Here is a 22,703-nt window from a genome sequence, read left to right on the forward strand (position 1 = left end):
AGCGGGTCGGCGTCGACGACAACTTCTTCACCGTCGGTGGCCACTCCCTGCTCGCCACCCGGCTCGTCAGCCGGATCCGTACGGTGCTCGGCGTCGAGATCCCGATGCGCGTCGTGTTCCAGTACGCCACCGTCGCGGAGATGGCCGACTGCCTCACCTCGGGCAAGGAGTCGTTCAGCCTCACCGACCCGTTCGGCGTGGTCCTGCCGATGAAGACCGACGGCGACGCGGGACCCCTGTGGTTCGTCCACCCCGGTGTGGGCCTCTCCTGGGTCTACCTCGGCTTCGCCACGCAGCTCGGCGACCGGCCGGTGTACGGCATCCAGGCGCGCGGCTTCGACGGCTCCGAACTGCCGGGCTCCATCGACGAGATGGTGGCCGACTACCTGGAGCAGATCCTCGCCGTGCAGCCGCAGGGCCCCTTCCGGCTGGTCGGCCTGTCCATCGGCGGCACCCTGGCGCACGCCCTCGCGGGCGAACTGCAGGCGCGCGGCCACGAGGTGGCACTGCTCGGCCTCCTCGACTGCGTGCCCGCGGAGTGGTTCGCGCGGAACCACACGTCCCTGGAGACGGCCGAGGTGGCGGACGTGCTCGCCGGATACATCCCGCACACGGCACCGAAGGGCGGCGACCCCGCCGACGGGGCCGAGGACGGTGAGCGGAACTCGCTCGTGCGGAACGCGTCCGCCATCGCCGTCCGGCACACCGACATGATGAGGGCGTACACGCAGCCGACGTACCGAGGCGACGCGGTGTTCTTCAACGCGACGCTGAACCCCGACGAGACGTACGCACCGCAGTGGGCGGCGTACATCGAGGGAACGGTGGCGGAGCACGACGTCCACGCCACGCACCTGGGGATGTGCCGGCCGCGTCCCGCGGCGGAGATCTGCCGGGTCCTCAGCCGTCACCTCGACAGCGAGTAGGGAGCGGGCCGTACGACACCACGGAGGGGCGAGGCCGTCCGGCCCCGCCCCTCCGGGACAACACACCTAGGGCGCGAGCGGCCCCGACGGGACCACCAGGTCCCGGGTGATGTCCGCGACGCTCCGGCTCCCGGTGAGGGCCAGCGCCAGGTCCAGGTCGGCGAGCAGGCACCGCAGGACGTGCTCCACCCCCGCCTGCCCGGCCAGCGCGAGACCGTACAGGTACGGCCTGCCGAGCAGGATCGCGTCCGCGCCGAGCGCGAGCGCCTTGACCACGTCCGTGCCCGTGCGCACGCCCGAGTCCATCAGGACCGGGACGTCGGGCCCGAGGGCCGCGCGCACCGCGGGCAGCACGTCGAGCGCGGCCACACCGCCGTCCAACTGGCGGCCGCCGTGGTTGGAGACCACGACACCGTTGGCGCCGGACGCGAGCGCCTTGCGGGCGTCGTCCGGGTGCTGGATGCCCTTGATGAGGATCGGCAGCGTCGTCCACGACCGCAGGCGCGGCAGATCGTCCCAGGTGAGCGCCGGGTTGGACGAGATCTTCGCCCAGTGCCCGGCGGCCGCCAGCGGCCCGCCGTCCTCCGGCAGCCCGGCTCGGAAGGCCGGGTCGCTGGTGAAGTTGGCGATGCCGTGGCCGTGCACGAACGGGATGTACGCGGTGTCCATGTCGCAGGGCCGGTAGCCGAAGGCGGGGTTGTCCACCGTGACCACGATCGCCGCGTACCCGGCCGATTCGACCCGACGGACCAGGGACTCGGCCACCGCCGGGTCGTTCGGCCAGTACAACTGGTACCAGCGCGGCTCGCTCCCGGCCGCCTTCGCCACGTCCTCCATGGAGTGCGAGGAGACCGACGACAGGACGAACGGCAGACCGACGTCGGCGGCGGCGCGGACCGAGGCCAGCTCGCCCTCGGGGTGCGCCACCGTCTGCGCGGCCACCGGCGCGAGCAGCACCGGCGCGTCCAGGCGCTGCCCGAACAGGGTCACCGACAGGTCCCGCTCGCTGACCCCCGTCCACATCCGCGGCAGCAGCCGCCACCGCTCGAACGCCTCGCGGTTGGCGCGGCCGGTCGTGCCGGTGCCCGCGTTGCCCGCGATGTAGGCGTACGCGTGCGGTTCGAGGACCGCGCGCGCCGCCTCCTCCAGTGATGTCAGGTCCGTGGACAGCTCCGGCTTGTGCCCGGAGATACCGGCCAGGTAGATCTGCCGGACCAGCTCGGCACGGGCCGCCCCCGGCGCCCCCGTCTGCTCGCTCATGCGCCGACCACCTGTCCGGTCGTGCCGGTGGCCGCGGCCCGCCGCAGGTCCTCGCGGATGACGCGGGTGAGCAGCGGGACGACCGTCGGGCCGGGCTCGGTCAGGGCGAAGTGGCCGCCGGGCAGCAGCTCCAGGCCGTACTCGCCCGTGGTGTGCCGCTCCCAGTCGGCCAGCTGCCCGGCCGTGTTCTTCGGGTCGTCCCGCGCGAGCAGGACCGTCAGCGGGGCCGTCACGGCGGCGCCGTCCGCGGCCTGGTAGCGGCCGAGGACCTCCTGGTCGCCGCGCAGGAGGCGCGTCATCTCGGCGACCGTCTCCGGGTCGTCGAGAAGGGCGTCCGGTACGCCGCCGAGCCACCGGACGTGGCCGAGGAGCTCCTCGTCGGAGTGCACGCCGCCGGCGTGCGCCCGCCAGTCCGCCGACGGCGGCCACGCCGCCGAGGCGAAGAGCCGGGCCAGACCGGCCCGCTCCTCGAGGAGACGGGCCGACTCGAAGGCCACGAGCGCGCCGAAGCTGTGCCCGAGCAGGAACAGCGGACGGTCGTCGAACGCGGCGAGCGCGTCCACGACACCCGCCGCGAGCGTCGTCACGTCCTCGGCGAACGGCTCGGCCCTGCGGTCCTGCCGCCCCGGGTACTGCACGGCCAGCAGCTCGACGTCAGCGGGCAGCGCCGCCGACAGCGCGGTGAACGCGAGCGCGGGGCCCCCGGCGTGCGGGAAGCACACCAGGCGGGCCCGGGCGTCGGGCTTCGCATGGAACGTACGAATCCATTTCTTGCGACTCATGTGATGGGGTTCTCTTCCTCAAGAGCCGAGCTTGGTCAGCAGGGCGGTCAGACGGTCGGTCACGGTGTCGCGCACCGCGTCACCGAGCTGAGCCCCGGTGACCTCGGCGAACACCGACTCCAGCTGGGTGATCCCGTCGAGCAGGGCCTGCGGGCCCCGGTCGGGATCCGCCGGGCGCGCGGCGGCGCCGTCGGCCCCCGCGGCGCCTGTGACGCGTCCCTGCTCCGCCTTCAGGTGCGCCACCAGCTCGGTCGTGGTCGGCCAGTCGTAGATGAAGGTGGCGGGCAGTTTCACACCGGTGGCGGCGCCGAGCCGGTTGCGCAGCTCCACCGCCGTCAGCGAGTCGAACCCGATCTGGTCGAAGGCGCCGTGCGGGTCGACGACCGCGCCGGAGGCGTGGCCGAGGACGGCCGCGACCTCCTGCAGGACCGTGTCCAGGAGCCGGTCGCCGGTGCCCGCGCTCGCCGCCGGGGCGTCGGCCGTGGCGGCCTCGGCCCCGCGGGCGGGGGCCGGGACCAGGTTCTCGAGCAGCGCGGGGACGGTGCCGCCGGTCGCGAGCCGGTCGCGCAGCCCCGCCAGGTGCCACGCGGCGGCCACGGCCACGGGGGCGTCCCTGCGGACCGCCGCGTCGAGCAGTTCGAGGCCCCGCTCCGGCGTCAGCGGCGCCACCCCGATACGGCTCAGGCGGGTGAGGTCGGTGTCGGTCAGCCCGGCGCCCATGCCGCCGACGCCCTCCCACAGACCCCACGCGATCGACACGCCGGGCCTGCCGATCGACCGCCGGTACTCGACGAGGCCGTCGAGGAAGGAGTTGCCCGCCGCGTAACCGCCCTGCGCGGGCGAGCCCATGGTGCCCGCGAGCGAGGAGAACAGCACGAACGCGTCCAGGCCCAGGTGCTCCGTCAGCTCGTGCAGGTGGAGCGCCGCGTCCACCTTCGGGCGCAGCGACCGGTCCAGGCTCTCCGGGGTCAGGTCGGCGAGGATGCCGTCGTCCAGGACACCGGCCGCGTGCAGGACGCTGCCGACGCGCACGCCGTCCGCCGCGAGACCGGCCAGGGCCGCGGCCAGCGCGTCCCGGTCCGCCGCGTCGCACGCCACCACCCGCACGTCCACGCCCCGCGCACGCAGCTCGTCGATGTCGCGCCGCGCGTCCTGCGTCGGCGCGCCCCGGCCCATCAGGACCACGCTGCGCACGCCGTGCTCGGCCACGAGGTGCCGGGCGACGAGACGGCCGAGCCAGCCCAGACCGCCGGTGACGAGGGCGGCGCGGGTGGTGTCGTACGGCTCGTCCGGGTCGGACAGGGCAAGGACGACCTTGCCGATGTGCCGGGCCTCGCTCAGGTAGCGGAACGCGTCGGGGGCGCGCCGGATGTCCCACACCGAGATCGGCGGGGCCTGCAGGGCGCCCTGCAGGAACAGCTCCAGGAGTTCCTGGAGCATGCCCTGGATGCGGTCCGGGCCGGGCTCGCGCACGTCGTACGCGCGGTAGTCGACGCCCGGGTGCCGGGCGCCGACCTCGGCCGGGTCGCGCCGGTCCGTCTTGCCCATCTCCAGGAACCGGCCGCCGCGCGGGAGAAGGCGCAGCGACGCGTCGGCGAACTCGCCCGCGAGGGAGTTCAGGACGACGTCGACGCCCTGGCCGCCGGAGACGCCGAGGAAGGACTGCTCGAAGTCGAGCGTGCGGGAGGAGGCGATGCGCTCCTCGGCGACGCCCGCGGCGCGCAGCGCGTCCCACTTGCCCCGGCTCGCCGTCGCGTAGACGGTCGCGCCCAGGTGCTCGGCGATCTGGACGGCCGCGGTGCCGACGCCGCCGGCGCCCGCGTGGACGAGGACCGACTCGCCCGCACCGAGGCGGGCCAGGTCCACCAGGCCGTAGTACGCGGTCAGGTAGGTCACCGGGACCGCGGCGGCCTGCCGGAACGACCAGCCGTCGGGGATCCGGCACACCAGGCGGTGGTCGGTCACCGTGTTCGGGCCGATGCCGTTGATGAGGCCCATGACGCGGTCGCCGGGCTTGAGGTCCGTGACGCCGGGGCCGACCTCGACGACGACTCCCGCGCCCTCGCCGCCACCGCCGTTGTCGGACGCGTCCGCGTCGACGGAGGCGTGGATGACGCCGAGCGCGAGCAGCGCCTCACGGAAGTTCAGACCGGCGGCGCGCAGGCGCAGCCGGATCTGGCCCTCCTTGAGCGGTTCGGCGATCTCCGGCCACGGCTCGAAGGACAGGTTCGCGAACGACGACTTGGCGACGTAGTCCAGGTACCAGTTCGGCTCGTTCGGCGGCGGGCGCAGCGTGCTGCCCGGGGCCGTGGTGCTCAGGGCCGGGCGGTAGGCGGTGCCGCCGCGCAGCGCGAGCTGCGGCTCGGCGGCGGCGACGGCGCCCGCGAGCGCCGCGCGGGAACCGGCCGTGCCGTCCTCGTCCAGGAGCGCGAAGCGGCCCGGGTGCTCGGCGATCGCCGACCGCAGCAGGCCCCACACGGACCGCGGGCCGAGCCGTCCGGTCGGCTGCTCGGCGTCCACCGCGACCGCGCCGCGCGTGACGGCCACCAGGCGCGTCGCCGACAGGCGGTCGTCGGCGAGGACGAGTTGAGCGGTCGTCAGGACGTGCCGCAGGGAGTCCCGGACGGCCGCCGGGTCCGGTATCCCGTCGGCGCGGCCCGCCGCGACGGGCAGCAGGATGACCTCGGGAGCCTCCTCGCCCTCGTCCAGGGCCTCGGACAAGGACGCCTGATCGGCGAAGCGGCGCGTGACGACGCCGTGCGGCGCCTCGTCCGCGAAGTCGCCGAGGACGGCCCACAGTTCCGTGTCGCCGGCGGCGGGCAGCTCCGAAAGGGCCTCCCACGACGGCACGTACAGCCCGTCGCGGTCGCTCGCCGAGGCCGTGGCGGCCGGGCGCAGCGCCAGCGAGCCGATGGCGGCCACGGGCTTGCCCGCGGCGTCGGCCACGTCCACGGAGATCGCGTTTCGGCCCGCCGGGGCCAGCCGCACGCGCAGCGCGGCGTCGGCGGTGCCCAGGGTGCGGGCGTTGCTCCAGGCGTACGGCAGCAGCGTCCTGCCGCCCGGACTGTCGGTCAGGCCACCGGCCGCCGACGGGTGCAGGGCCGCGTCGAGCAGCGCCGGGTGCAGGCCGTAGCCGCCCGCGCCGGGCTGCTTGCCGTCCGGCAGCGCCACCTCGGCGAACACCTCGTCGCCGCGCTGGTACACCGCCTTGACGCCACGGAACACCGGGCCGTACGACAGGCCCTTCGCGGCCAGGTCGGCGTACAGGTCGTCGGGGGCGACCGCCAGCTCCTCGGCGCCCTGCGGCGGCCACACCGTGAGGTCGGCCGGGGCCGCCTCGGCGGTGGCCCCGGCGACGGAGCCGCTGGCGTTGCGCAGCCAGCCGCCGAGGTCGGTGTCGTCCTCGCGGCGCGAGTGGACCGTCACCGCACGGCTGCCGGTGGCGTCCGGGGCCGAGAGGAACACCCGCAGCTGCACCTCGGTGTCCTCGGCGACGATCAGCGGCGCCTCCAGGAGCAGCTCTTCCACGACGTCGCAGCCCGCCGCACGTGCGGAGCGCGCGGCCAGGTCGAGCAGGGCCGTGCCCGGCACCAGGACCTGGTCGCCGACCTTGTGGTCGGCCAGCCACGCGTGCGTGGCCAGGGAGAGGCGGCCGGTGAGCAACAGGCCGTCCGGCTCGGGGAGTTCGGCGACGGCCGTCAGCGTCGGATGGTCGAGCGCGACCAGACCGGCCGAGCGCACGTCACCGGGGACGACGCGCTTGTCGAGCCAGTACGGGCGGCGCTGGAAGGCGTACGTCGGCAGCTCGACGCGGTGCGCGCCGTGGCCCGCGAACACCGCGGCCCAGTCGACGTCGCCGCCGCTGGTGTGGGTGCGGCCGAGCGCGGTGAGCAGCGTCCCGGTCTCCGGGTGGCGGCGGCGCAGCGAGGGGATCAGCTCGTGCGCGGTGCGCTGCCCGGCGAGGCAGTCCGCGGCCATCGCGGTGAGGTCGCCGGACGGGCCCAGCTCCAGGAACCGGACGCAGCCGTCGGCGGCGAGGCCGCGCACACCGTCCTGGAAGCGGACGGTGCTCAGCAGGTGCCGCGCCCAGTAGTCGGGGTCGGCGAGTTCGTCGGGCTCCACGGCACGCCCGGTGAGGTCCGAGACGACCGTCAGCTCCGGGGAGCGGAACTCCAGGCTCGCGGCGAGCGCGCGGAACTCGGCGAGGGCCGGCTCCATCAGCGGGGAGTGGAAGGCATGGCTGACGTTCAGCCTGGTCGCCTTGCCACCGGCCTCCTCGAACGGCCTGACGGCGGCGGCCAGCGCCTCCTTGTCGCCGGACAGCACGGTCGCGGCGGGGCCGTTGACGGCGGCGAGGGACACCTTGCCCGCATACCCGGCGAGGAGCCCGACCGCCTCCTCCTCGGAGGTGCGCAGCGCCACCATGGCGCCGCCCGCGGGCAGTCGCTGCATGATCCGGCCGCGGGCGACGGCCAGCTGTGCGGCGTCCGCCAGCGAGAGCACCCCGGCCGCGTGCACGGCCGCGAACGCGCCGACCGAGTGGCCGAGCACCGCGTCCGGGCGGATGCCCCACGACTCGAAGAGCCGGAACAGCGCCACCTCGACGGCGAACAGCGCGGGCTGGGTGTACTCGGTGCGGTTCAGGAGGTCGGCCGTGGGCGTGCCCTCGGCGGCGAGGACCACCTCGGCCAGCGGCTCGGCCAGCTGCGGGTCGACCACCGCGCACACCGCGTCGAAGGCCGCGGCGTACGCGGGGAACGCCTCGTACAAGTCCTTGCCCATGCCCGGACGCTGAGAGCCCTGACCGGCGAACAGGAACGCGGTGCGGCCCTCGGCCGCCTTGCCGCGCACGACCTCGGGGTCCGCCGCGTCGTCGGCGAGGGCGCGCAACCGCGTCAGCAGGGACGCGCGGTCGGCGGCCGTCAGGACCGCGCGGTGCGCCAGGTGGGCGCGCGTGGTGGCAAGGGACAGGCCGAGCGGCGCGAGGCCGTCGGCGGTCACCGACGGCTCGGCCGTCAGGTGCTGGTGCAGCCGGTCGGCCTGGGCGCGCAGGGCGGCCTCGGTGGCGGCCGACAGGACGTGCGGCACGGCGGGCAGCGACTTGCCGGCCCGCTCCTCGGCGGGCCGTTCGACGGGCTCGGGGGCCTGCTCCAGGATGACGTGCGCGTTGGTGCCGCCGATGCCGAAGGAGGACACGGCCGCGCGCCGGGGGCGGTCGACCCGCGGCCACGCCTTGGCCTCCGTCAGCAGCTCCAGGGTGCCCGTGGACCAGTCGACGTTCGGGCTGGGCTCGTCCACGTGCAGCGTCTTGGGCAGCACGCCGTGCCGCAGCGCCATCGTCAGCTTGATGAGGCCACCGACTCCGGCGGCCGCCTGGGCGTGCCCGATGTTCGACTTCAGCGAGCCGAGGTACAGCGGGTTGGCCGAGGTGCGGGCCGCGCCGTACGTGGCGAGCAGCGCGTTCGCCTCCAGCGGGTCCCCGAGCGGGGTGCCGGTGCCGTGCGCCTCCAGGAGGTCCACGTCGGCGCCGCTCAGACCGGCACCGGCCAGGGCCTGCTTGATCAGGGCTTCCTGGGCGGGGCCGTTGGGCGCCGTCAGGCCGTTGCTCGCGCCGTCCTGGTTGACGGCCGAGCCGCGCACCACCGCGAGGACGGGGTGGCCGAGGCGGCGGGCGTCGGAGAGGCGCTCGACGAGCAGCAGGCCCGCGCCCTCCGCCCAGGCGGTGCCGTCGGCGGCCGCCGCGAAGGACTTGCAGCGGCCGTCCTTGGACAGGCCGCGCTGGCGGCTGAACTCCACGAAGGAGTTGGGGGTCGCCATCAGCGTCGCGCCGCCCGCGAGGGCGAGCGAGCACTCGCCGCGGCGCAGCGAGTCGACGGCCAGGTGCAGCGCCACGAGCGACGACGAGCAGGCCGTGTCGACGGTGATCGCCGGACCCTGCAGACCGAAGGTGTACGAGATCCGGCCGGAGGCCACACTGCCGGTGCTGCCGATGGTCAGGTACGCCTCGTACTCCTCCGGGGCGGGGGAGAGGCGCGCCGCGTAGTCGTCGTACATGGTGCCGACGAACACGCCGGTGCGGCTGCCGCGCAGCGTCGTGGGGTCGATGCCCGCGTGCTCGAAGGCCTCCCAGGCGGTCTCCAGGAGGAGCCGCTGCTGGGGGTCGATCGCGTGCGCCTCGCGCGGCGAGATGCCGAAGAACTCGGGGTCGAACCGCGCGGCGTCGTAGAGGAATCCGCCCTGCTCGACGTAGGAGGTGCCGGCGTGGTCGGGGTCCGGGTCGAACAGGTGGGACAGGTCCCAGCCGCGGTCGGTGGGGAACGCGCCGACCGCGTCGACCTCGTCGGCGACCAGCTGCCACAGGTCCTGCGGTGAGCTGACGCCGCCGGGGAAGCGGCAGCCCATGCCGACGATCGCCATCGGTTCCCCGGCGCGCTCCTCGGCGCGGGCGTTCGCGGCCTTCAGCCGCTCGTTCTCCTTCAGCGCGGCCCGCAGCGCGGCGACGACCTGCTGGGGCGATGTGGACGCCATCGTGTCCCTCCGTCCGTGTCTTTCTCCACAGCTCGCTGCTGGGGCCGTGTCAGGTCTCACTGTCGCCCAGAGCCAGGCGGATCAAGTCGTCGGTGTCCATGTCGTCCAGGAGGCTTTCGCTCGTGGACGGGCCGCCGCCGACCGGGGCGTGCCGCAGGCCGTGCGGACCGGCCCCGTCCGTCGTGACGGACGCCCCGGCGGGCTCGGGAGTGAGCGCGCCGAGCAGCCACTGCGCCAGGGAACCGGGGGTCGGATGGTCGAAGACCAGGGTCGGCGGCAGCGTGACACCGGTCGCGGCGAGCAGCCGGTTGCGGAGCTCCACCGCGCTCAGCGAGGTGAGGCCGAGGTCCTGGAAGCGGCGGCCCGCCGGCACCTGCCCCGGCTCCTGGCCGAGGACCGCGGCGACCTCCGCCCGGACGAGCTGGAGCACGAGGTGCCGGTGCTCGCGCTCGGGCGCCCGGCCCAGCTTCCCGCGCAGTTCCGCCGCCGAGTCCCGCGGGGGCGCCACGGCCGCCGACCGGTGCGGGGCGAGGTGCTTGAGGACCGCGGGGGCGGTCGTCCGGTCCAGGGCGCGCGGGTCGAGCACGAGGGCCGTGAGGACCGGCGCGCCGTCACCGAGCGCCGCGTCGAACAGGGCGAGCCCGTCCTCGGCGGACAGCGTCCCGATGCCCGACCGCCGCAGCCGCAGCAGGTCGGCCTCGCCGAGGTGTCCGGTCAGCGCCGACTCGTCCGCCCACAGGCCCCACGCCACGGACAGCGCGGGCCGCCCCTCGGCGCGGCGCCGCTGTGCGAGGCCGTCCAAGTAGGCGTTGGCCGCCGCGTAGTTGGCCTGGCCCGGGGTGCCGAGCGTGCCCGCGAACGACGAGAACAGCACGAACGCCGTCAGGTCGAGACCGCGCGTCAGCTCGTCCAGATGCGCGGCACCCGCGGCCTTGGGCCGCAGGACCGCGTCCAGGCGCTCCGGGGTGAGCGAGCCGAGGACGGCGTCGTCGAGGACACCGGCAGCGTGCACCACACCCGTCAGCGGGTGCTCCGCCGGGATCGCGCCGAGGACCCCGGCGAGCGCGGCCCGGTCGGCCGTGTCGCAGGCCGCGACCCGTACCTCGGCGCCGGCGGCCCGCAGGGAGGCCACGAACTCCTCGGCGCCCGGGGTGCTCATGCCGCGGCGGCCGGTCAGCAGGAGCCGTCGTACGCCGTGCTCCATGACGAGGTGCCGGGCCAGGAGGCGGCCCAGGGTGCCGAGGCCACCGGTGATCAGGACGTGGCTGGTGGCGTCGAAGGCCGGGGCGGCGCCGGTGCGCGGCTCGTGCCTGCGCAGCAGCGGTGTCGTCACCCGCCCGGCACGCAGCGCCAGTTGGGGGTCGGCACCGGCGGCGGCGCGGACCACGCCGGGCCCGGACTCGGGGCGCCCGTCGGTGTCGACGAGGGTGAAGCGGCCGGGGTGCTCCGTCTGCGCGGAGCGCAGCAGGCCCCACACCGGGGCCGCGGCCAGGTCGACGCGCTCGTCGGCGGTGACCGCGACGGCCCGCTCGGTCACCACGGCGAGCCGGGAGCCGGTGAGGCGGGGGTCGGCGAGGAAGGCCTGGGCCAGGGCGAGGGCCGCGCGGGTGGCGGCGGCCGGCCCCGCGGTGGGCCCACCGGGTTCGGTGGGCCCACCGGTCGTGGCGGGCCCGCTGGTGACGGGCTCGCTGGTGGGGCAACCGCTGGGTGCGGCGGATCCCCCGGGTCCGGTGGCGACGACGACGGTCGGCACCGCTGCCCCGTCGTCGAGCGCCCGGCGCAGTCCGGCCAGGTCGGGGTAGGCGTCCACGGACACCCCCGTGGCCCGGACCGCGTCCGTCAGGTGGGAGCGGTCGTGTCCCACGACCGCCCAGGTGCCCACCGGGGTCGCCCCCGGCGTCCGCGGCTCGGCCCAGTCCAGGGCGAACAGGGCCGCCCCGTCGGCCGACGCGGCCGATGCGAGAGCCGCTGCCGGAAGCTCGCGCACCACGAGGGTCTCGGCGTCGAGAACCGGCGTACCGGTCTCGTCGGCGATGTGCACGGAGCAGGAGTCCTCTCCGTGCCGCCGGATCCGGACGCGCAGCGCGGTCGCGCCGGGCGAGTGCAGGGTCAGGCCGCTCCAGGCGAACGGCACGACAAGTCGGGTGCCCGCGTCGCCGACCAGGGCCTGCAGCGCGGAGTCGAGCGCGGCCGGTTGCAGTTGGAAGCCGCGTGCGTGCGCCGCGGCGGGCAGCTCGACCTCGGCGTACACCTCGGCGCCCCGGCGCCACATGGCCCGCAGCCCCTGGAAGGCGGGCCCGTACTCGTACCCGCGCTCGGCGAGTTCGGCGTAGCGGCCGTCGACGGGCACCGGCGCCGCGTCCAGCGGCGGCCACAGGGCCAGGGCCGCGGAGCCCTCCGGGGCGGCGGTGGGCCCGGCGACCTCCAGGACACCGGCGGCGTGCCGCTTCCAGTCGTCCTTCACCGCGGCCCGGGGCCGGGCGTAGAGCGTGAAGGCGCGCGATCCGTCCGCGTCGGCCGGGCCCACCATCAACTGCAGGCCCATCGGCTCGGACAGCGGCAGCGGCCGCTCCAGGGCGATGTCGCCGACGCGCTCCGCACCGGACTTGCGCCCCGCGTACAGGGCGAGTTCGGCGACGGCCGCGCCCGGCAGGAGGGGCTGGCCGAGGAGCGTGTGGTCGGCCAGCCACCGGTGCGCGTCCGGGTCGATGTCGCCGGTGAACAACCAGCCCTGGCCACCGGCAAGTTCGACGGCCTGACCGAGCAGCGGGTGCCCGGTGGAGTGCTGCGCGGGCGCGTTGCCCGCCGCGGTCAGCCAGTAGCGCTCGCGCTGGAACGCGTACGTGGGCAGGTCGGTCCGCACGGCGCCGGGGAAGAGGCGCGCGGTGTCGAGCGCGGCGCCGCGCAGCGCGGCGTGGCCGAGCGCGGCGGCGACGGTCAGGGACTCGGACCTGCCCGTGCGCAGCACCGCGACGGGCGCCGCGGCCTCGGCCCGCTCTTCGCCCAGACAGTTGCGGACCATGGCGGCGAGCACCGCGTCCGGGCCCAGCTCCACGTACGCGGTGACGCCCGCCTCGTGCAGCACCCGCACGCCGTCCTGGAAGCGGACGGCGCCGCGCAGGTGGCTCGTCCAGTAGTCGGGCGAGGCCAGCTCCTCGGGGGTGGCGAGGGCGCCGGTGAGGTTGGAGACGACGGGGATGCGCGGGGCGGCGTACGTCAGGCCCGCGGCGACCGCGCGGAACTCGTCGAGGACGCCGTCCATGTGGTGCGAGTGGAAGGCGTGGCTGACCTTCAGGCGCGAGGTGCGGCGGCCCTGCTCCTCGAAGGCGGCGGCCAGCGCGAGCGCGGCGCCCTCGTCGCCGGCCACGACCGCGGCGAGGGGGCCGTTGAGCGCGGCGACGTCCAGGCGCCCGGCGTACCTGGGCAGGGCCGCGCGGACCTCCTCCTCCGTGGCCTCGACGGCGACCATCGCGCCGCCGTCCGGCGCGGCCTGCATCAGCCGGCCGCGGGCCGCGACCAGCGCGCAGGCGTCCGCGAGGCCCAGCACGCCCGCGGCGTGGGCGGCGGCCAGCTCGCCGACGGAGTGCCCGATGAGGTAGTCGGCGCGGAGGCCGCTGAGCTCCATGAGGCGGAACAGCGCGACCTCGACGGCGAACAGAGCCGCCTGTGTGTACAGCGTCTGGTCGAGCAGGGCCGCCTCGTCGCTGCCCTCGGCCGCGAACACCACGTCCCGCACCGCGTGCGGCAGATGCGGGTCGAGGTGCGCGCACACCGTGTCGAGGGCGGCGGCGAACGCCGGGCTGTGCTCGTACAGTTCACGCCCCATGCCGAGGCGCTGACTGCCCTGACCGGTGAACAGGAACGCCGTCCCGCCCTTGCCGGCGCGGCCGGTGACCGCCTTGGTGGGAACGGCGGGCGGGCCGTGCAGCACCCCGGCGGCGGACTCGCCCGCGGCGAGCGCGGCCAGGCCCCGCAGGAAGCCCTCGCGGTCCTCGGCGACGACGGCCGCGGTGTGCGCGAACCGGGTGCGCGCGGACATCAACGACAGGCCGATGTCAGCGGGGTCGCGCTCGGGGTGCGCGGCGACGAAGTCCCGCAGCCGGGCCGCCCCGGCGCGCAGCGCGCCCCCGGTGCGGCCCGAGAGCAGCCACGGCGCGGCCGGGACCGGCGCGGGCCCGGCGGCGCGCGGCGCGGGCTCCACGGCGGGCGCCTGCTCCACGATGACGTGGGCGTTGGTGCCGCTGATGCCGAACGAGGAGATGCCCGCGCGCCGGGCCCGGCCGGTCTCGGGCCAGGGGCGCGCCTCGGTCAGGAGCGCGACGGCGCCCGACGTCCAGTCGACGTGGCTGCTGGGCGCGTCGATGTGCAGGGTGCGCGGCAGCACGCCGTGCCGCATCGCGAGGACCATCTTGATCAGACCGCCGACGCCCGCCGCGGCCTGTGCGTGGCCGACGTTGGACTTCAGCGAGCCCAGGTACAGCGGCTCGACGGCGCCCGCGCGCCGCCCGTACGTGGCGAGCAGCGCCTGGGCCTCGATCGGGTCGCCCAGGGTGGTGCCGGTGCCGTGCGCCTCGACGACGTCCACATCGGCGACGGTCAGGTCCGCGCCCGCGAGCGCGTCGAGGATGACGCGCTCCTGGGAGAGGCCGTTGGGGGCGGTGAGACCGTTGCTGGCGCCGTCCTGACTGAGCGCGGAGCCGCGCACGACCGCGAGGACCTCGTGACCGCGGCGGCGCGCGTCGGACAGGCGCTCCAGCATCAGCATGCCCGCGCCCTCGGCCCAGCCGGTGCCGTCGGCGGAGTCGGCGAACGCCTTGCAGCGCCCGTCGGGGGACAGGCCGCGCTGGCGGCTGAACTCCGTGAACATTCCGGGGCTCGACATCACGGTGACGCCGCCCGCGAACGCGAGGTCGCACTCGCCGTCGCGCAGCGCCCGCGCGGCCATGTGCACGGCCACGAGCGAGGAGGAGCACGCGGTGTCGACGGTGACGGCGGGACCCTGGAGGCCGAAGGTGTACGCGGCGCGGCCGGAGACCAGGCTGGTGAAGCTGCCGGTGAGCAGATAGCCGCTCGCGGTGTCGTCGTCGGCGTCCAGGCGGGGGCCGTAGTCCTGCTTCATGGCGCCGACGTACACGCCGGTGTCGCTGCCGCGTAGCTCGGCGGGGTCGATTCCGCTTCGCTCGACGGTCTCCCACACCGTCTCCAGGACCAGCCGCTGCTGCGGGTCCAGGCCGGTGGCCTCGCGCGGGCTGATGCCGAAGAACTCCGCGTCGAACAGGTCGGCGTCGTGCAGGAACCCGCCCTCGCGGGCGTAGGAGCGGCCCGCGCGGTCCGGGTCGTCGTCGAACAGGGCGCCCAGCGGCCAGCCGCGGTTCTCCGGGAACGGCGAGATGGCGTCGCGCCCGTCGAGGACGAGCTGCCACAGGTCCTCCGGCGAGGCCACGCCGCCGGGGAAGCGGCAGGCCATGGAGACGATCACGATCGGGTCATCCTCGGCACCGCCCCGCACGGCCGCCCTGCGCCCGCTCGCCTTCGGGGCGGACGTGGTGCCGAGGATCTCCCCGGCGACGCGGGCGGCGAGGTGCCGCGGCGTCGGGTGGTTGAACAGGAGCGTGGCCGGGAGCTTCAGGCCGGTCGCCGCGACCAGGCGGTCGCGCATCTCCACGGCGGTCACGGACTCGAAGCCGAGGTCGGTGAACGCGCTCTCGGGGTCGACGTCGTCGCCGCCGTCGTGGCCGAGCACCAGGGCCGCCTCGGCGCGCACCAGGTCCAGGACCCGCGCCAAGGTCTCCTCCGGGCCCAGCCCGCGCAGCCCCGGCCCGTCGTCGGCCCTGGCGGCGTCGGACTCCCGGCACGCCGCGGCCGTCGCCGCCGGTACGAGGTCCGCGCGCGGCCCGTTGTCGGCGGGGGCCGACGCCGTGGCGGGCGCGGCCTCCCCCGCCGGGGCCGCGGTGGTGCCCGCGACGCCCTCCAGCCAGTAGCCGCGCCGCTGGAACGCGTACGTCGGCAGCTCCACGACGGACGCGTCCGCGGGGAACGCCGGACGCCAATCCACCTCCGCGCCACTGGCGTTGAGCTGTGCCAGCGAGGTCAGGAAGCGGCGCTGCCCGTCCTCGCCGCGGCGCAGCGTGCCGACGACGGCCGCGTCCGAGCCGACGTCCTCCGTGATCTGCCGCAGCGCCATGCCGAGCACCGGGTGCGGGGCGATCTCGACGAACGCGCCGGTCTCGGGGGCGAGTTCCCGGACGGTGCGCTCGAAGTCCACGGTGCTGGTGAGGTTGCTCATCCAGTACGCGCCGTCGAGCACCGGCCCGTCCACGAGCGCGCCGGTGATGGTCGAGTACATCGGCAGCGTCGGCGTACGCGGCCGGATCGGCGCCAGCAGGCCGAGGATCTCCTCGCGGAGCACCTCCATCCACGCGCAGTGCGGCGCCAGGCCGATCGGGACGCGCCGGGCCTGTACGCCCTCGGCGACCAGCTCGGCCCGCAGCGCCTCGATCGCCTCGACGTCACCGGACAGCGTGAATAGGCGGGGCCCGTTGATCGCGGAGACGAACAGGCGGCCCTCCCAGGCGGACAGGCGCGGCGTGACCTCGGCGACCGGCAGCGGCACCGAGAGCATCGTGCCCCGGCCGACGACGGCCAGCATCGCCCTGCTCCACCGCGCCACCACCCGCGCGCCGTCCTCCAGGGACAGTGCCCCGGCGACCACGGCGGCGCTGATCTCGCCGTTGCTGTGCCCGACGACGGCGGCCGGCCGCACACCGAACGACTGCCACAGGGCGGCGAGGGACACCATCACGGCGAACAGCGCGGGCTGGGCCACGTCCTCGCGCTCCAGGGAGGCCGCGCCGGGCGCGTCCCGGAGCACGGCCTCCAGGTCCCAGTCGATGTGCGGCGCGAGCGCGGCCGCGCACTCGTCGAACCGGGCCCGGAACACCTCGGAGGCGTCGAGCAGGTCGCCAGCCATGCCGGTCCACTGCGGGCCCTGGCCGGGGAACACGAACACGACCCGCTCGCGCGCCGTGGCGGTCCCGCTGATCCGCGTGGCCGAACGGCGGCCCTCGGCGAGCGCGGCCAGCTCGGCGGTCAGCTCGTCGCGGTCGGCACCGAGGAGGACGGCGCGGTGCTTGAAGGCGGTACGCGTGGTGGCGAGCGAGAGCCCGATGTCACCGGCGCTCTCCGTGCCGCTCTCCAGGTGGGCGAGCAGCCGCTCGGCCTGGGCGCGCACGGCGGCGGAGGTGCGGCCGGAGAGGAGCCAGGGGAGGGTGGCGCCGCGCAGGGAGGCGGAGACGGCGGGCGCCGCGTCCTGACCATCCGTCACATCGGCGGTGGCGGCGACGGCACCCTCGGAGTCCGCATCCGCAGCGCCCTCCGCCCTCGCAGCGCCCTCGGCACCCTCCGGCGCCGAGGACACCACCACATGGCAGTTGGTCCCGCCGACGCTGAACGACGAGACACCGGCGAGCCGTTGTGCGCCCGCGCCGGGCCAGTCGCCCACCGCGTCCTGCACCCGCAGGTTCAACTCGGCCATCGGGATGCGGGGGTTGGGCGAGCGGTAGTGCAGGCTCGGCGGCAGCCGGCCGTGGGTGAGGGAGAGGACGACCTTCAGGAGCCCGGCCATACCGGCCGCGGCGCCCAGGTGTCCGATGTTGGTCTTCACGGAGCCGACGAGCAGCGGCTCGCCGTCGGGGCGGGCGGCGCCGAGCACGGCGCCGAGTGCGGCGGCCTCGACCGGGTCGCCCACGGGGGTGCCGGTGCCGTGCAGTTCGACGTAGCCGACGTCGGCGGGCGCGGTCCCGGCCCGCTCGTGGGCGCGGCGCAGCAGGTCGCGCTGGGCGTCCTCGTGCGGGACGGTGAGGCCCGCGCCGCCGCCGTCGTTGTTCACGGCGCTGCCGCGCAGCACGGCGTGCACGCGGTCGCCGTCGGCGAGGGCCCGCCGCAGCGTCTTCAGGACGACGACGGCGCCGCCCTCACCGCGTACGTAGCCGTTGGCGCGGGCGTCGAAGGTGTAGCACCGGCCGTCGGGGGAGAGGCCGCCGAACTTCTGGGCCAGGGCGGTCTTCTCGGGCGCCAGGTGCAGCTCGACGCCGCCCGCGAGGGCGACCTCGGACTCGCCGTTGCGCAGCGACTGGCAGGCCATGTGCACGGCGACCAGGGAGGAGGCCTGGCCCGCGTCGACGGTCAGGCTCGGGCCGCGCAGGCCGAGCACGTACGAGACGCGGTTGGCGATGAGGCTGCGGTCCAGGCCGGTGAAGGAGTGGTGCGTGACGTTGCTGCCGTCACCGGCGGAGCGGTGCACGAGGTCGGCGTAGTCGCCGGTGGTGGCGCCGAGGAAGATGCCGGTGTCGCCGCCCTGGAGGCCGGCGGGGACCACCCCGGCCTGCTCCAGGGCCTCCCAGCCCAGTTCGAGGACGAGCCGCTGCTGCGGGTCCATCATCGCCGCCTCGCGCGGCGGGATGGCGAAGAAGCCCGGGTCGAAGCGGTCGATCCCGTCGAGGAAGGCACCCTTGCCGGCCGGTCCGTGCTCGATGCCGAGGCCGAGCTCCGCGCGCTCGGCGGGCGTGTCGGTGACGGCGTCCCGCCCGGTCACGAGCAGCCGCCAGTACGCCTCGGGGTCGGGGGCGCCGGGGAAGCGGCAGGACATCCCGACGACGGCTATGGGTTCCCCGGCAAGCCCTGCATCGCTGCGGGTGTTGTCAACAGACATGCCATTCCTCACTGAAGGTCAAGCGGTGTTCTTGGGAGAGCCGCCATCAGGGGGCGGGCGGCGCGCGACCGATGGGCTGACGGGCTACCGGGCCACTACGCGGCGGCTACCAGGCGACGAGCAGGCGCGAGAGACCGCGGGTGCCCATGCCGTCCTTCCACACCACCGGCTCGGGGACGTCGGCGAAGCGCAGTCCGGGGAACCGTTCGACGAGTCGGCGGAAGACGACCTGGAGCTGGATCCGGCCGAGCGGTGCGCCGAGGCAGCGGTGCAGTCCGTGGCCGAACGTGAGGTGCACCGAGTCGCGGCCCTCGGGTTCCAGGCGGTCGGGCTCGGGGTAGACCTCGGCGTCGCGGTTGCCGTTCAGGAGCGACACCATCAGGGCCTCGCCCGCCTGCACCTGGACGCTGCCGAGCCGCACCGGCTCGGTGGCGACGCGGGAGAAGCTCAGGGGGGTGGCGGGGGTGAGGCGCATCAGCTCCTCGACCGCCGCGTCCACGCGCTCGGGGTGCTCGACCAGGTCGCGGTAACCGGCCGGGTCGGAGAGCAGCACGTGCGCGGAGAGGGCGATCTGGCCGACCGTCGTCTCGTAGCCGGCCATCAGCAGGGTCAGGCCGAGGGTGATCAGCTCGCCCGGGGTCAGCTCGCCCCGGTCCTGCGCCTGGATCAGCGAGGAGAGCAGGTCGTCCGCGGGCGCGCGGCGCTTGGTGGCGAGCAGGTCGGCCATGTAGCCGCTGAGTTCGAGGCGCTTGCGGGCCTTCTCCTGCGGGGAGCTGGCCGAGATGTCGAAGAGCACCTCGACCCAGTCGCGGAACTTCGCGCCGTCGTCCAGCGGGATGCCGAGGAGCTGGCACAGCACGTCCAGCGGCAGCGGGTCGGCGAGGCCCGCCACGAGGTCGGCGCCGGGACCGCGCTCCTCCAGGGCGTCCAGGCAGCGGTCCGTCACCGCCGTGATGCCCGGGGCCATCGCGGCCATCTTCCGGGCGGTGAACGCGCCGATGACGGTCCTGCGGAGGCGGGCGTGCTCGGCGCCGTCCATGCTCACCATCGACTCGGCCACGGGCTGCGCGTCGTTGAACATCGGGGCGCCCGGCGCCACGGCGGCGGCTCTGCTGAACCGCTTGTCCGCGAGGACGAGACGGCTGAGCGCGTAGTCGCGCACGAGCCACATCTTGTCGCCCGCCGACGTGACGATCTGCTTCACGTCCTCCTCGCCCGGCTCGAAGAAGTCCGGCAGCGGACCCATCCGGTGATAGGGGCACTGCGTCATGGTGGTCTCTCCTCCCCCTGGTGGGTGGCTGCCAGGTATCCGGAATTCAGCGATCCGTTTATCGCGGTGTCGCGACGCCTTATCGCGGTGTCGCGACGCCGGGGTGCCGCGGTGTCACGGCCGCCGGACAGGCGCCCCGCGCACCGGTCCGGACGCGAAGAGGCCCGCAGCGGGGGCAGGCCGGTTACGCGTGCGCCGAAAGAGCCGGAAAGCCGGAAGGGGAAGCATGACGCGATTGCGCGGTGGCGGCCACGGCCCTATCCCCCTTCACCTCGAATTCACTGTGCGCAAGCCTCGGTCGGCCCCGTGAATCCCGCTCCATTCCGTACCGGGAAAAGAGGGCCGCTGCCGCGCCCGTTCGCGGATTTCCAGCTTTCTGGCCGAGCTCGAACATACCTCCCGGCCGGGAAACGGTGAACCGGGAACGGGAGACAGCGGGGGTAGTCGGCGAGGTGCTGTCGCGGGTGCGCTCGCGGCTGTCCTGTCAACGGGACGGGCTGCGCTGTCGGTCCTCGGGTACGGGGTCCACGGGGTCCGCGCCGAGAGGCGCGTGGGGCCGGGCCTGACGCGCGCGGCACTCGTTCAGTTGCTCTCCGGCTGGTTGCTCTCGGGCGAATCGCGAATTCCGTATGAGCGAGTGCCGGGAAGCCTTTGACGCATTCATGAGAACCGGCTTCGGATGTTCTCCGCTGCGAACTCCGGCATATTCATTCAGCGGTTCGTGGTGGACGGCGGAGGGGGTCGCCGCCGCGGGTGCGGCGGCGACCCCCTCCGGATGGTGCCGACAGCTCAGCTGTCTCCGTCAGGCCGCGGCGAGCGCCTCGATGAGCGTGGCGCGGGCCCGGGCGACGCGGGAGCGGACCGTGCCGATGGGACAGCCGATGGCGGCGGCCGCCTCCGCGTACGGCTGCTGGAGCAGTTGGGTGAGGACGAACGCCTCGCGCCGCTCGGCCGGTATGCCGTCGAGGAGTTCGGCGAGCGCGATGCCGTCGTCGAACCCGGGAAGACCGCGCGGCTGAGCCTGCTCGGCGGCGGCCTGCCAGTCGTCGCGGTCCGAAAGGCGGGGCCGCGCGGCCGCGTGCCGCAGGCTGTCGACGACGGTGCGCCGCGCGATCGAGAGCAGCCAGGTACGCGCCGACGACCGCCCCTCGAACCGGTGCAGGCTGCCGAGCGCCCGCAGGAACGTGTCCTGCGCGAGGTCGTCGGCGGCCTGCGGGTCGGCGCTGAGGTGCGCGACGTAGCGCAGGACGTCCCGGTGCAGAGCCCGCACGAAACGCTCGACGGCCTCGGGGTCGCCGTCACGCGCGGCGAGAGCGAGCCGCGTGACGGGTTCGTCGGCGGCGTCGGTGCGGCGGGTGCGGGGGCGGGTGGGGGCGGGGGTGGGTGCGGTTTCCGGTGCGGGTGTCTTGGTCAGGGCCGGTGTCTGGACCTGGACCTGGACCGGTGTCAGGGGCTGGGTCGGTGTCTGGGTCTGGACAGGGGGTGCCGTCAGGGCAGGAGTCATCGCCTGAAGTCCTTATGGAGTCCGGGAGTTCGGGATCCGGCCGCCGGGGGCGGGACCGGTGAGGTGTCGTACGGCCCGGCGGCGCTGAGGGCGGCGCGGGCCGGTGCCCGACGCGCTCAGGGCGTGCGTGCGGCGACGTGACGCGGTGGGGCGTGACGTGGCGGGACGCGCGCGGGCGGTACGCGGCTCGACGGCGGGGTACGACGGCACGGGGCGCGGAGCCGTGGGGCGCCGAGCCGTGCGTGCGAGAGGAAGCCGTACCGTGCCGTGCGGATGCCGGGCGAGCGCCGTGCGTTGCCGTGGCGGGTCGGGGGAAACCGGCTGTCAGACGACAGCGATCCCGAGGGGCGGACCCCTGGACGTGATGGCGTGGACGAGGAGCAGGCGCCGCGCGTTGCGGGCGCCGAAGTCGCGCCGCGGGCGCAGCCGCGGCCGGTGCGGGGGCCGCGGCAGGCGCAGGACGAGCCGCAGCGGGGCGACGAGCCAGCCCGCGAAGGCCCGGCCGACGCGGAACGCGGCGCGCTCGCCGTACGCGAGCCAGAGCCCGCACAGAAGGGCGGCCAGGAGGTGCGCGGCGAGCATGCCGAGAGGTGACATGCCGCCCATGTCGTGACCGGAGTGCATGCCGCCCATGCCGGTCATATCGGGCATGCCGGAGTCCGTCCCCGGCGCGGCACTTGAGGCGTCGTGCATGCCGGACATGCCGTGCCCCATGGAGGCATGGGCACCGCCCGCCCCGGATGCCCCGGAGGTCCCGGCACCGACGGTCTCCTGCATGCCCATGGAGTGCTGGGTGTGCCCCGGCGGAGGTCCGTGCAGCCGGTCGGCGAGGCCCGCGTCGGTGACGGCGCGTACCGCGTCCGCCTCCGGCAGCATCCCCGTACCGCCCGCCCCGCACAGCAGGTGCCGCGCCCACTGCTGGGCGAGCGACGCGCCGCCGCTCGCCGAGGACTGGGTCATCGCCTGCACCAGCGAGAACCAGGTGTGCAGCGCGGCCTGCGCCACGACGGACGCCGTGGTGACGGCGAGGACGCCGCGCTCGCGCCCGGTGAGGAGCCAGGCACCCGCGAACGTCACGCCGCCCGCGCCGGGCAGCGCCCACCAGGGCAGCGGCGCCGACGACATCAGGGCGTGCCCCGTGGCCGCGAGCAGCACACAGGCGGCCGCGAACACCGCAGCCCGTACCGCGCGACAGCTTCGGCCCCCAGTCATGGCGGCCTCATCCTTGCATCCGCCTCACGGCGGCAACGGGCGGGTCCGGAATGTTCCGTCGGGGGCGGGGTGAGGCCAGGTGCGGCAGGGGCGGGTGCGCGTTGCGCCCAGGGGTGTGGCCGGGGTCACGAAGACGCCCGGGAACCCGGGAGGGCGCGGATCCGACTCCTGCGGGAGCGCGTTGGGCGACGACCCTCGGCGACGCGGGAGCGGGCACCGCCGTGCGCGCGGACTGATCAGCACATACGAGACTTCCTGGGGGCGGCCGAGTGGGGACGGAGCACGCGGGGCGCGGGTCGGAGCGGATAGGACACGGGGCGGCGGAGCCGCATCCGGAGCCGAAACCACACCCGCATCCGCATCCGCATCCGCATCCGCATCCGGAGCCGCACCCGCATCCGGAACTGCAGTCGCAGCCGGAGAGCACCGAGCCGCAGCCCCTGCCGGAGGCACAGCCGCACCTGGACGGTGCTGGGTCGCACCTGGACGGTGCTGGGTCGCACCTGGACGG

The 22,703-nt window shown here is 75.3% G+C and carries 7 protein-coding genes and 1 pseudogene; 1 reads left to right on the forward strand and 7 read right to left on the reverse strand.

Annotated features, from left to right (window positions below):
- Positions 1-926 (forward strand): thioesterase domain-containing protein (locus IE274_RS38475; protein ID WP_229910109.1); only part of this gene is annotated, 926 nt, incomplete at its 5' end.
- A 66-nt stretch (positions 927-992) separates the two neighbouring features.
- On the opposite strand, the gene IE274_RS38480 is transcribed toward IE274_RS38475, so the two are convergent.
- The 7 genes and pseudogenes from IE274_RS38480 to IE274_RS38510 all read right to left on the reverse strand — a co-directional run bounded on the left by IE274_RS38480 (position 993) and on the right by IE274_RS38510 (position 22,192).
- Positions 993-2,186, reverse strand: a complete 1,194-nt coding sequence (locus tag IE274_RS38480; RefSeq protein ID WP_190120603.1) for an alpha-hydroxy-acid oxidizing protein — start codon at positions 2,184-2,186, stop codon at positions 993-995.
- Positions 2,183-2,968: a thioesterase II family protein gene (locus IE274_RS38485; protein ID WP_190120604.1), complete on the reverse strand. Its 786-nt coding sequence runs from the start codon at positions 2,966-2,968 to the stop codon at positions 2,183-2,185. Before IE274_RS38485 ends, IE274_RS38480 begins: the two co-directional genes overlap by 4 nt.
- A gap of 18 nt (positions 2,969-2,986) precedes the next feature.
- Positions 2,987-9,454, reverse strand: a pseudogene (locus IE274_RS38490) (type I polyketide synthase); the annotation flags it as partial.
- A gap of 91 nt (positions 9,455-9,545) precedes the next feature.
- Positions 9,546-18,206: a type I polyketide synthase gene (locus tag IE274_RS38495; protein WP_190120606.1), complete on the reverse strand. Its 8,661-nt coding sequence runs from the start codon at positions 18,204-18,206 to the stop codon at positions 9,546-9,548.
- Between the two features lie 106 nt (positions 18,207-18,312).
- Entirely contained in the window at positions 18,313-19,476 is a 1,164-nt protein-coding gene (locus IE274_RS38500; RefSeq protein WP_229910110.1) for a cytochrome P450, read from the reverse strand.
- An 802-nt stretch (positions 19,477-20,278) separates the two neighbouring features.
- Positions 20,279-20,980 carry a sigma-70 family RNA polymerase sigma factor gene (locus tag IE274_RS38505; RefSeq protein WP_229910111.1) on the reverse strand — a complete coding sequence of 234 codons (702 nt, stop codon included), beginning with the start codon at positions 20,978-20,980 and terminating at the stop codon, positions 20,279-20,281.
- A 324-nt stretch (positions 20,981-21,304) separates the two neighbouring features.
- Positions 21,305-22,192 (reverse strand): hypothetical protein, encoded by an 888-nt coding sequence (locus IE274_RS38510; protein WP_190120607.1) that lies wholly within the window; start codon positions 22,190-22,192, stop codon positions 21,305-21,307.
- Positions 22,193-22,703 lie beyond the last annotated feature (511 nt).

The organism is Streptomyces flavofungini (genome assembly GCF_014650815.1).
GTDB classification, from domain to species: Bacteria; Actinomycetota; Actinomycetes; order Streptomycetales; family Streptomycetaceae; genus Streptomyces; species Streptomyces flavofungini.

Bases quoted from the DNA above. Each gene is read 5' to 3' on its own strand.
- IE274_RS38510 (WP_190120607.1), bottom strand. From the start codon at position 22,192: ATGACTGGGGGCCGAAGCTGTCGCGCGGTACGGGCTGCGGTGTTCGCG.
- IE274_RS38485 (WP_190120604.1), bottom strand. From the start codon at position 2,968: ATGAGTCGCAAGAAATGGATTCGTACGTTCCATGCGAAGCCCGACGCC.
- IE274_RS38500 (WP_229910110.1), bottom strand. From the start codon at position 19,476: ATGACGCAGTGCCCCTATCACCGGATGGGTCCGCTGCCGGACTTCTTC.
- IE274_RS38505 (WP_229910111.1), bottom strand. From the start codon at position 20,980: ATGACTCCTGCCCTGACGGCACCCCCTGTCCAGACCCAGACACCGACC.
- IE274_RS38495 (WP_190120606.1), bottom strand. From the start codon at position 18,206: ATGTCTGTTGACAACACCCGCAGCGATGCAGGGCTTGCCGGGGAACCC.
- IE274_RS38480 (WP_190120603.1), bottom strand. From the start codon at position 2,186: ATGAGCGAGCAGACGGGGGCGCCGGGGGCGGCCCGTGCCGAGCTGGTC.